Source organism: Microcoleus asticus IPMA8, assembly GCF_013179805.1.
Taxonomy (GTDB): Bacteria; Cyanobacteriota; Cyanobacteriia; order Cyanobacteriales; family Microcoleaceae; genus Microcoleus; species Microcoleus asticus.
The window spans coordinates 1-14199 of the sequence record NZ_SRRZ01000163.1; the positions used below are offsets into that span (position 1 = coordinate 1).

The window sequence follows — 14199 nt, forward strand, 5'->3', positions numbered from 1 at the left end:
CACCAAAACTCCGCCCCACTTCCGCCAAATCTGATTCGGCGCCAAAGTAAAAACACCCCACATCATCCCAAAAAAACAGCCCCAAATCGTACCAACAAAAATCGCCCCCAAAATAGCCCCACCGCCCTCAGCTATTACCGAATAAATCCCCCCGATCGCCGCCAAACACAAACTCCCCCAAACACCTCCCCAAGCAGCATCCTGAAAAATGCGCTCAAACTTGCCCGCGGGAACCCGAGGCGCAGGAGTCCGACTCCGAGAAGACATCGGCAGCGGTAGCAACGGCACTGCGTACTGGCCGAGTTGACGCGGCAGCCCCGTGGCGGGCTGTAGCCGGCGCGCAGCGGGCTCCCTAACGACGGGCGGGGGTTGGGGCTTTTTACGCTTGATTTTCGCGGGCTGCAAGTGCAATCCGTTGCTGACTGCTTGCCGCGAAGGAAACGGATCGCGGCCTTTGAGGAGTTTTGCCCGATCGCACCAAGGGCACCGATTCAGATGATTTCCGTATTTATGCTGACTGTTTTTGCTGCAAGTAATTAAAGAATCTTCCGCTTCCCGAATCGCATTCACCCAAGTTTTCGCATCCGGGCGCGCCGAAGGATTGGCGTGCCCTTCCTCAAAACAGCGGACAAACATTTGCCGCAGTCGGGGATGCAGCATCTCGAAAGGAGGCGCAGCCGGCATCGGGCGGTAGGGAATCCGCTTCGTACCTGTAGGGAAATGGCCCGATCGAATTCTCGCTTCCAAAGCCGGCGGTTCGTCGCTACCGAGATAAACTCCCGAAAACGGGTGCGTACCTTCCATCAGCAATTGAAAAATTAATACAGCTAAACCGAACAAATCGTGCTCAGGAGCTCGATCGATATCGCGGAAAGTCTGGCCCTGCAACTCCGGCGGTGTAAACTCGGGTTTCCCCACAGGACACCGATAAACGTACCCCGTATAAGGATCGCGCACTTGAAACGAATCCGTGTCTACCAGCGTTACCAAGGCCGTATCCGTGACGAGAATGTTCGACTCGTTTACGTCGCCGATGACGTAACCCCTGACGTGGAGGGCATTTACAGCCGAGGCGAGATTTCTGGCGGTACGGTGGAGGTAAAGATAGTTAAACAGCGGTTTTTGTTCGCGCCTGGTTTTGGGAGTGTAGAAAGTGTGTACCGGCATCACTTTGTTGACGCGCGGCATCACAAAACCGACAATTTTTTCTCGCCCGCCGACAGTATGCAGCAAATCGATCGGCCAAGCAATTGAAGCGTGTCCCGGTTCCGCGATCGGCGCATCCGGCGGCATACTGAACATGACTGTGAGTTTGTCGCCGTCTTCGTCTGTCGGTTTGTGGTAGATTTTTGCTACAAGGGACGAGTCTTGGGCGATCGGGTAGATGCGACCTTCACCGCCACTGGCGATCGCGGTTTTGGTGTCGATCGCAATCAGTTGTCCGCTAAATTGGCGCTGCAACTGCATAGAATTCCGTTATGGGATAGAGGATTTGGAAGCCATCACTCAATAAACTTGACTTGCACATTAAATCTTACCTTTGTTATGACTTAGGCACGGGTGCGTCGAAACCGGGTTTTTCACCAAAAAAGGCGTTGCAGCCCGCAGATTCGGTAAAAAACCCGGTTTCTTGGGTCGGAGTGCGTCATTCGATTTTAGATTTTAGATTTTAGATTTTAGATTTACACCACGGGTAAATCCGGGGGCTTGAGGATGCAAGGATTTTGGATTTTGGATTGATTCCACGGATAAATCACGTGGCGGGTACCATCAAGAAATTATTGGTCAGCCCTGTTTCTGTTAGTGGGATGGGCGTCCCGCCCGTCCGTGCTATCAAAATTAAATGTGAACCAGCTTCAAATCCACCGACAATAACAACATTTTATCCTCAATTTTTTGCCTGACGGCCGGTGTCACCTGACAATTATCGCTGTTAAGGCATTCCACCAGCAAGTTGTGGGCGTAGTAATACTGTTTCAGCAAAGTTTTCTGTTGGGGGCAAAAGTTTCGATTGTAGCCGATCGCAGTTTTGAATTTTGCCAGCCAACAGCGACCGCAATCTTTGCGCCACTTTTTCCAGTTTTGCAAATCAGGCATCTGAGTCTGAAATTGTGCCAGCAGTTGTTTAAGTTCTGGTTCAATATCCAGCGCCAAAATGCCAACCAAGATATCCAGCGCATCATTATCAAAAGCCAATTTCAGAGACTCGTTAACCTCCGCAAATTCTACATTTTTTCGCGCCTTGGCCAAACAATTCCGAAACTTGCGAACTTTCGATCTATCAAACTTCAGACTCGGATCGAGGACGCGAGTCAAAGCCAAATCGAGCACGCAAACTAAGGCCACATAAAAAGCGCGAATTTCCGCCGGTTTGAACTTCCTTTGCACTAACTGAGACTTGTGATTTGCCCAGATTAGCAACTGCTGCAAAGTTTCATCTTTAGCGGCCATACTGTCTAATTTTTGTTGCATCAGCAGCAAAAGTTCGTCAGCTGGTTGCAAAATGCTGACAACTCTCACAAATTCATTTTTCCACTTTTTGTCTGTAATCCGGCTGACCAATTCTGGCAGCGATTCTGGGTTGGCACTGTCAATCAGATATTCTGGTTGAGTGTCGGTTTCTTCTAGCAGTTCGTCAACTGCGCTTTTGATAAAGTTATCCACCAACCAGTCGCGGGTACGCGAGAAATTGCTCTCCAATTCCAGGTAATGACTGCCTAATTTTGCCTTAAAGTCTTTGGGAAAAATCTCTTTAGCCACCAACATATTTTTCCAGCGACTTAGCTGGCTGGCGTTGCGTTCGGGAAAGCGGTTGTACAGATAGTCGATCGCGATCGCATCTAGAATATCCGCACCCAGGATTTCCCGCCGTTTCACCTCGTTTTCGGGTCCTATTTGTCGCCGCCGCTGAGTTAGATCCCGATGCTGGCTAACAGTTGGTTCAATCAAGTGCTGAATCAGCCAGTTTCCCCCACGGAAAAAATCGCGATCGAACTCCAAGTAAATCGCGCCAAACAAAGCCTCAAAAGTCTTCGCCAAAATTTTATTGTACTGACTTTCTTCTGTTTCTTTTCGATTCCAGACGCGCCAAGAGAGTTCCTTTAATTTCAAATTTTGTGCAAATTCCGCAACTTTTTTCGGGTCTGCTAAACGAGCTTTTAAGGTTGAGATAGCATCTGGATCGAGTTCTGGATATTCGCGGTACAGGTAATCAGTAACAACAGCACCGAAAATCGCTCCGCCTAAGAGTGACAGCCGTTTGTACTTAACCTCTTGCCAAGCGGGAGACTCTTCGGGGCGATCGGGGTAATCGCTGGTATAGTAACGGCAGTTTAAGGCGATTTCCAGCAGTTTTGTCTGCTGAAAGCTGCAAAGGTCGATCGCTGCTTTAACTGCGTCAATATCTACCTTTTTACTTTTTATTAGTTCTAATTCTTCTTCACATTTTCCCCACTTTTCCAACCAATCACCGCCAGCATCTTCAACATACCGATCCACAAAATCTACCCCGTAATTCATCCATTCATCCTGCATTTTTCTGGCGGCTTCCAGTTCTTCCCTGACTTTCTGCAAGTTATTTTCAACGGTGTTCGTACCTTGTACTGTCATAGTATTGATTTTGATGTATTTTGATTTTATTTCCAACAATTTCACCGCGATTAAATCAAATCTCAATTGAATTTAGGCCGTGTTGCTAGTTATTTTACAAGATTGATTTGTACCCTAAATCTTCCCGTCGCTTAACCTTCGTATCAAACACCTGTTGCCGCCGTCTGGCAGACCCCTCCCGGAACTCGAAAAGGGGGAGGAATAATCTTGGTCTGTTTTCCCTTTTGCGGAAGCTGGCTGGGGGCTAGCTTTGTTGCATTGTCGAGAATTGTGCAATATGTGAGTTAGTCAAAATTTCTTTATTCACCGAGTTGGGAGCAGTCGAACTATTCTCAGCAGCATATCTGCTTGATTTACGGGAACTTGAGGTAACGACCTGCGGGCAAATTATCGCTATTATATAATGCTATGTTAACTAACTGGTTCAGGAAATTTTCATCGTTTCTATCATAACTTAAAAATAATCCTCTGTCAATCCCCCAACCTTGAAGAGTTTGTTGCCAATTTTGATATTTTTGTTCAGAGAACTCATCCGAAAGAGTAGTCACTTGGATGCAGAGGGGCTGCTGTTGGCGGTTGCTAACGATCGAATCGGTTGCCATAGAAAGATCGGCAACATATCGATACAAAACAGTACCTTGGCGATCGACAATTCGGGCTGCGATCGCTCGAATGACGATATCGTCAGCCGGATCGAATTTACCGGCTTTCAGTTTTTGTTTCCAGATGTAAAATTTGCGATCGTTTTCGCTCAGCCATTTAGGAAATAGATAGCTGTACCAATACTTTTCCCCCGGAGTCATTAACTCAAATGCGGCTTGCTGTTCTCTTCCTGAAGGTAGAGATTGAACTGCCAGCCAAACCTGAGAATCTCGGATAAGCTGCAGCAAAAAAGCCATCACAAATTTTTTAGCAGTTAGCGAACCGGGTTTAACATCTTTCACCCAGCGATTGATTTCATCCAATCTTCTCGCCAAACTCGGATCTATTGGATCTGCTTCGCTAATTAGGGAGTTGAGCTTATCCTTAATCTCTTGTGCTTGCAAACGACGACCTACTGTACAGACTAAAGCAGAATTGTTGACACCTCGATTTTATTATAGAACCGCGCAAAATTTTCACCGCTGATTAGGTTGAACGCATTAGACTTGTTGCAAAATTCAGAATCGGAAATTTTTAACCGCAGATCAACGCCAATTCACGCAGATGGGTGTTGGCTTTGGCAAAATGTCTATTTTTAATTGTCCTGTGCCTCCGAACTCGAAAAAGTTGCTAACAATAATGTTAAGTCATCATCGGTGCGTTCGGAAACGCGGGGCGATCGCAAAAATGACTCTAATTGCTGTTTCGCATCTTCTTCTTCTTTCCACTCGCCAGAAAACCGAAACAAAGGCGCAAAAAACGGCTTGTGCGGCGTGCCTTCCGGGATCTTGAGAGCTAGCATTTGCAAGCCGTCGGAAAAAACGGCTAAGTGCCGCAGTTTTTCCCGCAGTACCTGAAATTGCGCTGTTTCGATCGCATTCGGCGAAATCAAAAAGATAGTTTCGTTGATGTATTCGCCGCAGGGAGGTACAGTCAGGGCGATCGCATTTCCTGCACTGTCACCTGCTACCGCCGCACCGTCACCGATTTGAGCAACTGCGATTAATTCTGGCGTAGCAACAACCGCAATTAAAGTGCAGGCTAAATCTCTCGCAGCCACTTCCCGCACTGCAGCTTCTGCTTCCACCTGCGCCCGCGCAACTTGCAGTGATGCTGTCAAGAATACCTGCCATTCGCCGTCATTTTTAGGCAGGCTTTCCTGTTGCTGGCAAATCGTTTCGACAACCGCTTCCACAGCAATTTTTGCCCCAACTTCTGCGAGTGCTGCCGAACCCGCACCGTCGGCAACCGCTGCCGCTAAAACACCGTTCGGCAAGAGACGCCAGCAGTGGGCATCTTGACAAGGCTGCGATCTTTTTTCGTGGCTCGTACCTATCACCGATGCCGCTACAACTTGCCAATTAAAGGATGAATTCTGCATTAATTACTCTTTAACTCAAAACTTCGTAAATTCACAACTATGCAAAGTCTGAACGGGTTTATTTATCCCTAATTACAGCACTTTTCTGGGTTCGTAGGTACTAGCCCTTGTAGGGGCACGGCACTGCCGTGTCCCTACGGCACTCTTACTAATGACTAATGACTAATGACTAATGACTAATGACTAATGACTGATGACTGATGACTGATGACTAAACTGTTCCCCATCCGGGTGGTGGCAGTGCTACTTGTTCATCAATTTTTGAGTGAGAAACTCTCTGCATACTAGCCGACAGCCAGATGAACATCTCTCTAAAGTCTAATCCTCTCAATTTTACAGGCGTGCGCTCGACAATTTGCCCGAGACGGGCGATATTAGCACCTTCCACTCCGACTGCAAAAAATGCCACGCGCTTGTTAGTTTCTTCCTCTTTAATCCGCTGTGCTGCTATTTCCACAACATCGTCTGATTCACCTTGAGGTTCGCCGTCGGTAATCATAAATACCCACGGGCGGTAGTAGGTAATGCCGTTGTTGCGGTATTCGGATTTGCGGGCCGCAATGGTATCTAATGCTAGCTGAATCCCTGCGCCCATGTGGGTTTGTCCTTGAGCTGTCAGCAGCGGCGTCTCGAACTGGTCGGCGGTCACGAAGTCTTGCACGACTTTGATATGATTGTCAAATGAAATAATCGCGACTTCGACTCGCTTTTTAGCTAGTTCGTCTTTAATTAGGTCATTCCTAAAAATTTCCAGCCCCTCATTCAAGGCATCTATGGGTGCGCCTTGCATGGAGCCGGAGGTGTCCAGCAGGAGGACGCAGGGACAGCGCGGCTCTGGGTTTTCGGCAAATTCTACGGCTTCGTCTAGTCTCATGGTTCGGGGTTGACCTGGGAGTGGCTCGATTTCTAGGTTTGTTACTTTACTGTATCAAGTCAGTAACAAATTTAAGTGCAAATTGCTAGGGCGATCGCATTTTACCATTTGCGTCAATCGATTTTCGATTTTCGATTTTCGATTTTCTATTAAAGAATAGGATAGCTGCGGTCAAAAACAGAAATTTGCTGCTTGCCGTGGTACGATCGACAAATTGCCTGCCTGGAAAATCTGGGTAAATATTATGATTGCAACAGTCACGCAAAAATTAACCTTTGACCAATTCCTTGTAGAATGTCCAGAAGATGGACGCTCTGAACTGGTAAACGGAGAAATTGTAGAGATGAATGCAACAAGAAATGATGATGTTGCTGATTTTACGTCTGACTCCTTTAAAGATGAAATTAAACGGCTAAGTTTAAATTATGTTGTCAAAAATACCGCCGTTATCAGAACTGTAACTAAAGCCGGAATCGAACAAGGGCGGAGACCGGATGTCAGCGTAATCGATCGCGATTTGTGGCGGTCGAACCGTTCTGCTTATGCTGCCTTACGGGAACCAATTCAACTGGCAGTGGAAGTAACATCAACAAATTGGGAGGACGATTATATAGACAAGTTGGACGAATATCGGCGCCTCGGAGTTCCTGAGTATTGGATTGTCGATTATTTAGCAATTGGCAGCAGGGAATTTCTGGGAAATCCCAAAGTTCCAACTGTATTTGTCCACCTTTTGGATGCAGAGGGCAACTATCAAAGAAGCGCGTTTAAAAGCAGCGAACGAATTGTGTCGCGGACTTTTCCCGAATTAACGCTGACAGCAGAAGAGGTGATGAATGTTTAACTTCGGTTAATCCAGCTACCCAGACTATTCTCCATAAAAAATCACTGAAAATATGAAATCTATTTCTGATAAAAAACTTTCCGATCGAAAAGCTATTAGTCCTTGGAGTTACAAACCTTGGTGGTGTCAGCCTTGGTCGATTCTTTTAACTGGTATTAGCCTGATTAGCGGTAGTTGGTTTTTATTAAAAACTGTTTGGATAACTGTTTTAGTCGCGATTCCTTTATTAGCCTGGATGGGGTTTTTCTTGTTAGTATGGCCGAGGTTGATGCTGTCTAGCGGAGTTTTAGATTCCGATGCAGATTAGGTTTTGGTGGCGCGCACCCTATGTTTAGGGTAAGGTGGCGCGCACCCTATGTTTAGGTTAAGGTGCGCGGTGCACGCCCTACTTTTGAGTGTTTCGCAGTCTAGGTTTGCGGGTAATAGTCTTGAATTGCTTTTACTTGCATCGGGTGGGATTTGAGCGATCGAATTCCCGCTGCTGTCGCTTTGGCACCGGCTATTGTCGTAATAATCGGGATTTTGTAAGTCAAAGCTGTGCGGCGAATAAAGATTCCGTCGGCGCGGGATTCTTCGCCCGAAGGTGTGGTGATAATTAGTTGAATTTTCTCATTCTTGATCGAATCCAACAAATTCGGCCGCCCTTCGTGCAGTTTCAATTCCAAATCTACCTCTAAACCTTGTTCTCGCAAAACTTTGCGTGTCCCGTGAGTTGCGACTACTCTGAAACCCAATTCTAAGAATTCCTTGACAACGGGTACAACTGCTAGTTTGTCCCGATCGCGCATCGAAACCAGCACGGTTCCAAACAGCGGCATCATTTGTCCCGCGCCGAGTTGAGCTTTGGCAAATGCTTTGCCAAAATCGGTGTCAATTCCCATTACTTCGCCGGTCGATCGCATTTCTGGCCCTAACAAGGTATCAGCTCCCGGGAACTTAGCAAAGGGCAATACTGCTTCTTTTACCGAAACATGAGTGGGTATAATCTCTTCAGTAAAACCCAAAGCTTCTAGAGTTTTGCCGGACATGACACGCGACGCCATTTTTGCTAAGGGAACTCCGATCGCCTTGGAGACAAAAGGCACTGTTCGAGAAGCGCGCGGGTTAGCTTCTAAAATGAAAACTTGTTCCCCTTGAACGGCAAATTGAATGTTCATCAACCCGATCACTTTCAGGGATTTTGCTAATTCTACAGTCCAGCGGCGGATTGTTTCTAAAGCTGCGTCAGAAAGCGTTTGGTAAGGGATAGAACAAGCAGAGTCGCCGGAGTGGATTCCCGCTTCCTCGATGTGCTCCATAATACCGCCGATCGTCACATTGCCAGTAGCATCGGCGATCGCATCGACATCCACCTCGATCGCATTCTCCAAAAACTTATCAATTAAAATCGGATGATCGGGTTCTACCAGCACGGCATAGGTCATGTAACGTTCCAATTCCGTATCGGAATAAACAATTTCCATTGCTCGCCCGCCCAACACGTAACTCGGGCGCACAACTACCGGATAACCGATCCGTTGAGCTACTATTAAAGCATCCTCAAAACTGCGCGCTAAACCGTTAGCTGCTTGCTGAATATCCAATTCCCGCAGAATCTTTTCAAATCGCTCTCTGTCTTCAGCAGTATCAATGGAATCCGGCGAAGTTCCCCAGATTTTTGTTTGTACGTCGGGGTGATTTTCCAGAGCTTTTTGTAAAGGAACCGCTAATTTCAGCGGCGTTTGGCCGCCAAACTGAATAATTATTCCCTCTGGATTTTCTGCTTCGATGATGTTGAGAACATCTTCTTTTGTTAGCGGTTCAAAATACAGGCGATCGCTCGTATCATAATCCGTCGAAACTGTCTCCGGATTCGAGTTGACCATAATTGTCTCAAAGCCGTCTTCTCCTAGGGAATAGGAAGCGTGACAGCAGCAGTAATCAAACTCAATTCCCTGTCCGATCCGGTTCGGCCCGCCACCTAAAATCATCACTTTTCGTTTGGTAGAAGGCAAAACTTCCGACTCCGGCGCGAGACTGTGGGCTACAGGCGAAACTTTCTTTTCTTCATCGCCCACTTCCCAAATTGCCGCTCCCGCTTCGTAGGTGGAATAATAATACGGTGTAAACGCTTCAAATTCAGCGGCACAAGTATCGACGGTTTTGTAAATCGGAATTATGCCTAACTGTTTGCGGTAAGCGCGGACTTGATCTTCCGATGTTTTGGTGGCGTAAGCAATTTGGCGATCGCTAAAACCTAACTGCTTTACTTCAAACATTGTCTCTTTTGTCAACTGTTCCAACCGCGTTCGTTTCAAGAACTTCTCCGTTTCCAGCAATTCCTGCATTTTATCCAAAAACCAAGGATCAATTCCTGTGAACTCGAAGATATCTTCCACCGGCATTCCCATCATCATCGCGTGGCGGACTGTAAAAATGCGATCGGGATTTGGCGTCCGCAATCCGGCGCGAATTTGTTCCAAACTAGGCAACTTTTCCGGTTTGTCGCAGCCGAAACCCGCGCGGCCAGTTTCTAATCCCCGCAGGGCTTTTTGGAAAGATTCGTTGAAGCTGCGCCCGATCGCCATTACCTCCCCAACAGACTTCATTTGCGTTGTCAGAGTCGGTTCGGAACCGGGGAACTTCTCAAAGGCAAATCGGGGAATCTTCGTCACCACGTAGTCAATTGTCGGCTCAAAAGACGCTGGAGTTTTCTTCGTAATATCGTTGGAAATTTCGTCTAAGCTGTAACCTACCGCTAATTTTGCCGCCATTTTTGCAATAGGGAAACCAGTTGCTTTCGAGGCCAAGGCGGAGGAACGGGAAACCCGAGGGTTCATTTCAATAACGATGAAATCTCCGTTGACTGGATTGACGGCAAATTGAATGTTGGAACCGCCGGTTTCAACTCCGATTTCCCGAATAATTTTCACCGAAGCATCCCGCAGGCGCTGATATTCTTTGTCTGTGAGAGTTTGCGCCGGGGCGACGGTGATAGAATCGCCGGTGTGGACGCCCATCGGGTCGAGATTCTCGATCGAACAAATAATCACCACATTATCTGCCAAATCTCGCATTACTTCGAGTTCGTACTCTTTCCAACCAATCAAAGATTGTTCGATCAAAATTTGCGATACTGGACTGGCATCAATCCCGCCTTGTGCCATTTCTTCAAACTCTTCTTGATTGTAAGAAATGCCGCCTCCCGTGCCGCCCATTGTAAAAGCAGGACGAATAATTAACGGATAACTGCCGATTTGGTGACCAATTGCTTTGGCTTCGTCGAGAGTGTTGGCAATTCCAGAAGGGCAAACGGCGACGCCAATTCGCGCCATCGCTTCCTTAAATAATAGCCTGTCTTCTGCCATTTCAATTGCTGGCAACTTAGCGCCAATTAACTCGACGTTATACTTTTCTAAAACGCCATTTTTAGCGACGGCAACTGCTAAATTTAGCGCGGTTTGACCGCCCATAGTCGGTAAAATTGCTTGAGGTCTTTCTTTAGCGATGATTTGTTCGAGGATGGCAGGCGTTAGAGGTTCGATGTAAATGCGATCGGCAGTTTCCGGATCGGTCATAATTGTTGCAGGGTTGGAATTCACCAACACTACTTCAAAGCCTTCTTCTCGCAAAGCTTTGCAAGCTTGTGTCCCTGAATAGTCAAATTCGCACGCTTGACCGATAACAATTGGGCCGGAACCAATCAGAAGAATTTTTTTTAAGTCTTGACGGCGGGGCATAGGTTCGTAATTGGTAATTGGACAACGTTGAGGATTAATTTGATATTTTGCATCAGTCTTAGAAACAGGCTTTCTAAGCTGTTCCCCCAAAAGCTTACTCAAAATAGTGCAAGTTTTGTTGTTAAGTTGAAATTGTGCACCATTATCAGCATTTTGGAAGCAGAACCTCGCAACTCCGGCTGACAGACACCCGCAGCCAACCAGAAATATTCATGAGAAAAGGGTGCAGTCGATCGGTAAATCAAGACTATTTTAAGTGTTCCAGTGAAATCGTGTTCTAAAATACACAATCCCTGTATTCCGCACGATTAATCATTGTAGAGACTTCGACCAAGGCGTGTCCTGACTGTGGGGAACGAGTAGAATTAACCGGGTTGGATGATGAAATTTCCCGTAGCTTCCGGGGTGGGACGCCATCGCCCTCTGAGGATGTGACAATCAGATATCCAGCCATGTAGCAGCGGCGATGGAGGACAAGGCAATGCCTTGTCCCTACCGTATTTCAGCCTATTTTTTAGGCTTTGCGCGATCGGCGAATGAGTACGCTTATCACTTGTCCCGGCTTTGCACCTCGCTGCGGCGGACTCCAATCCCCGACGGCGGCAAATCCCAGTCGGTACAAGGTGTAGATGGTTTCTAACACGGCGGCGCGGGAACCGACAACCGCGATCCGCACGACTTCCTGTTCGGATACTGCTGAGTCGTCATTTGGACGCGCGGAAAAGTTATCGTCAGGCACGAATTCCTGTGACATAATATGGTCTCCTGGTTTTTGGTTTTCTAGGAAAACCCAAAAACCCAGCCGCCCCGCACGGTAACACAGAGCAGGGCGGCTACAGAGAATGTTAAAATTCTCCATTAGCCTCCAGACTGGTTAGCTCAGTTTGGCGGTTAGCTGTCCATTGCTGTTGGTAGCAGCTTTGGGCAGTGCAACTAGATTTTTGAGCGACGCGGGCTGCTTTCTCTTCGAGCAAAGCAGCCTTAATTTCACAGCGTAGCCGCAGATGGGGGCCGCCGTCAATCGATTTTAGATTTTAGATTTTAGATTTTAGATTGGGGTTTTCCTGCAACAACTTTATCGATTTTAGATTTTAGATTTTAGATTTTAGATTGAGATTTTCCTGCAACAACTCTCCGGTTTCTCCCACTCTCCCCTTCTCCGGTCTCTCCGGTCTCTCCGGTCTCTCCCCCTCTCCGGTCTCTCCGGTCTCTCCCCCTCTCCGGTCTCCCCCTCTTCCACTCTCCCCTTCTCCCACTCTCCCTCTCTCCCTCAAGCCAACCTACTAGATGAGGGAATGCGCCGACGAAGAGGTAAAATATGGAATCGTTCCAAAAGCTTAAAATCAAAAATCCAAAATAAAGATATGCCTAGAACTCAAGTGCGAATATTCCGTGCACCTGCTGCTTGAGGGCAACCACATCAATTTTAGATTTTAGATTTTAGATTTTAGATTGTCCTCCAACAACTCTCTCCATCTCCTATGCCTAGAACTCCCAGCGAATATTCTGTGCACCTGCTGCTTGAGGGCGGCCACCGCGAAGAAGTGCGTTTCGCAACGCTGCAAGATTTTCAAAAATGGTACAGCAGTACCCTGGTGCCGAAACAAGATTCAAGAGAATTTCTTAACGTCCCGATCAAAAATATTCAAGGCGAATACATGGTAGTTCGGCCTACCAGCGTTCTCGCAATTCGCGTAGAACCGATATTTACTTCTAGCGTCGAACGATACGATGAATAAGGAAAATAATCAATTGAGTAGGAAAGATTGGAAATTGAGCAAGATTTTTCGCTATCAGCTATTGGCGATCGCCTGTTGCGTTTTGGCGATCGCTTTTTCGGTGCCCGCCGTTGCAGTTGCGCCGCTGCAACCAATTAGTCTAAATCAATTGCAAGCTGGCGAGTCGGACGATCTCGCCTTTGACTCTCAAATCTGGGGCGAAAATGGCAAATCGGGCGATCGGGAATTGCTGTTAAAGTCGATCGACAACAGCCTCCGCTATCTCGATACATCGGCCGCCTCCACTGCTTACAGCCGCTATCCAGTAGCAGGAGTTACGCGCGATAGAGTCCGCCGTTCCCTCGATAGATTCCGTCAATTAGTTGTCAGTTCCACAACCCCATCACAACTTCAGGAATCTGTCAAGCGCGAATTTGTATTTTACAAATCCACGGGCAAAGACGGCAAAGGAACAGTTGCATTTACAGGTTATTTCGAGCCGACTTACGCAGCATCTCGCACGCCTAATTCCGAATACCGTTATCCCCTGTACCGGATGCCGCCGAACATGGCATCTTGGCCGAAACCTCACCCGACAAGATTGCAATTAGAAGGCGAAGATGCTTTGCAGGCAAGTAAAGGATTGCTGCGAGGATTAGAATTAGTTTGGTTGCGCGATCGATTCCAAGCATTTCTCGTTCACGTCCAAGGTTCTGCGAGATTGCAGCTAACAGATGGTAGCGTCATGACAGTCGGTTTTGCAGGCAAAAACAGTCACAGTTATACAGGAGTTGGACGAGAATTAGTTAAAGACGGAAAGTTTACTTTAGAACAGTTAAATTTGCCGAAACTAATGGAATATTTCACCAACTTTCCCGCAGATATGAACAAGTATTTGCCGAAAAATGAAAGCTTTGTATTCTTCCGGGATACTAATGGAGTTCCAGCCACAGGCAGCATTGGAGTGCCAGTAACTGCCGAAAGGTCGATCGCCACCGATAAAGCCTTAATGCCCCCCGGCGCACTAGCATTAATTACTACGAAACTTCCCTATCCGAATGCGGCGGGAGAACTCGAACAAAATGCCGTGAATCGGTACGTTTTGGATCAAGATACCGGCGGTGCAATCAAAGGTGCGGGGAGAGTTGACGTATTTATGGGAACCGGGAATTTAGCGGGCAGTCGCGCCGGTTATATCAACTCAACTGGAGAACTGTATTATCCGCTTTTAAAGTAGATTAATTCTACTTCATGTGATTGTTCGCTGTGCGTCGCAATCCCGGACACGGCAGTGCCGTGTCCCTACAGATATCGCGGACAATCTATAGCAATCCTAAATCATTATCAAGACTATGATACAATTATATGCAATACTTGATTGTGACAATAAAAAATGAATAACTTACAACTGC

At 47.1% G+C, this 14199-nt stretch carries 12 protein-coding genes; 4 read left to right on the forward strand and 8 right to left on the reverse strand.

Annotated features, from left to right (window positions below; translation table 11 throughout):
* The 5 genes from E5S67_RS28525 to E5S67_RS28545 all read right to left on the reverse strand — a co-directional run.
* Nucleotides 1–1467: helix-hairpin-helix domain-containing protein (locus tag E5S67_RS28525; RefSeq protein ID WP_172192345.1), on the reverse strand; the 1467-nt coding region annotated here is incomplete at its 3' end.
* 372 nt (nt 1468–1839) lie between these two features.
* A complete protein-coding gene (locus E5S67_RS28530; protein ID WP_172192347.1) occupies nt 1840–3609 on the reverse strand; it encodes a ribonuclease III domain-containing protein in 1770 nt (589 codons plus the stop codon).
* A gap of 353 nt (nt 3610–3962) precedes the next feature.
* Entirely contained in the window at nt 3963–4655 is a 693-nt protein-coding gene (locus E5S67_RS28535) for a hypothetical protein (protein WP_172192349.1), read from the reverse strand.
* A 191-nt stretch (nt 4656–4846) separates the two neighbouring features.
* On the reverse strand, nt 4847–5632 hold the full coding sequence (locus tag E5S67_RS28540; protein WP_172192351.1) for a PP2C family serine/threonine-protein phosphatase: 786 nt from the start codon (nt 5630–5632) through the stop codon (nt 4847–4849).
* 211 nt (nt 5633–5843) lie between these two features.
* Nucleotides 5844–6506: a vWA domain-containing protein gene (locus E5S67_RS28545; protein ID WP_172192353.1), complete on the reverse strand. Its 663-nt coding sequence runs from the start codon at nt 6504–6506 to the stop codon at nt 5844–5846.
* A gap of 244 nt (nt 6507–6750) precedes the next feature.
* Between E5S67_RS28545 and E5S67_RS28550 the strand changes: the two genes are divergently transcribed.
* A complete protein-coding gene (locus E5S67_RS28550) occupies nt 6751–7350 on the forward strand; it encodes a Uma2 family endonuclease (RefSeq protein WP_172192355.1) in 600 nt (199 codons plus the stop codon).
* A gap of 52 nt (nt 7351–7402) precedes the next feature.
* Nucleotides 7403–7657 carry a DUF6737 family protein gene (locus E5S67_RS28555; protein ID WP_172192357.1) on the forward strand — a complete coding sequence of 85 codons (255 nt, stop codon included), beginning with the start codon at nt 7403–7405 and terminating at the stop codon, nt 7655–7657.
* Nucleotides 7658–7757: 100 nt separating this feature from the next.
* On the opposite strand, the gene carB is transcribed toward E5S67_RS28555, so the two are convergent.
* From carB to E5S67_RS32815, 3 genes are all read right to left on the reverse strand, one after another.
* Complete coding sequence (gene carB, locus E5S67_RS28560; protein WP_172192365.1) at nt 7758–11069, reverse strand: carbamoyl-phosphate synthase large subunit; 3312 nt, start codon at nt 11067–11069, stop codon at nt 7758–7760.
* Between the two features lie 514 nt (nt 11070–11583).
* Nucleotides 11584–11823, reverse strand: coding sequence for a hypothetical protein (locus E5S67_RS28565; protein ID WP_172192359.1), 240 nt, complete (start codon nt 11821–11823; stop codon nt 11584–11586).
* Between the two features lie 120 nt (nt 11824–11943).
* A complete protein-coding gene (locus tag E5S67_RS32815) occupies nt 11944–12090 on the reverse strand; it encodes a hypothetical protein (RefSeq protein ID WP_216670777.1) in 147 nt (48 codons plus the stop codon).
* A 460-nt stretch (nt 12091–12550) separates the two neighbouring features.
* Here E5S67_RS32815 and E5S67_RS28570 point away from each other — a divergent pair, with 460 nt between their 5' ends.
* Together E5S67_RS28570 and mltA are read left to right on the forward strand one after the other, a co-directional pair.
* Complete coding sequence (locus E5S67_RS28570) at nt 12551–12808, forward strand: hypothetical protein (RefSeq protein ID WP_172192361.1); 258 nt, start codon at nt 12551–12553, stop codon at nt 12806–12808.
* Nucleotides 12809–12821: 13 nt separating this feature from the next.
* A complete protein-coding gene (gene mltA, locus E5S67_RS28575; protein WP_339382762.1) occupies nt 12822–14024 on the forward strand; it encodes a murein transglycosylase A in 1203 nt (400 codons plus the stop codon).
* Nucleotides 14025–14199 lie beyond the last annotated feature (175 nt).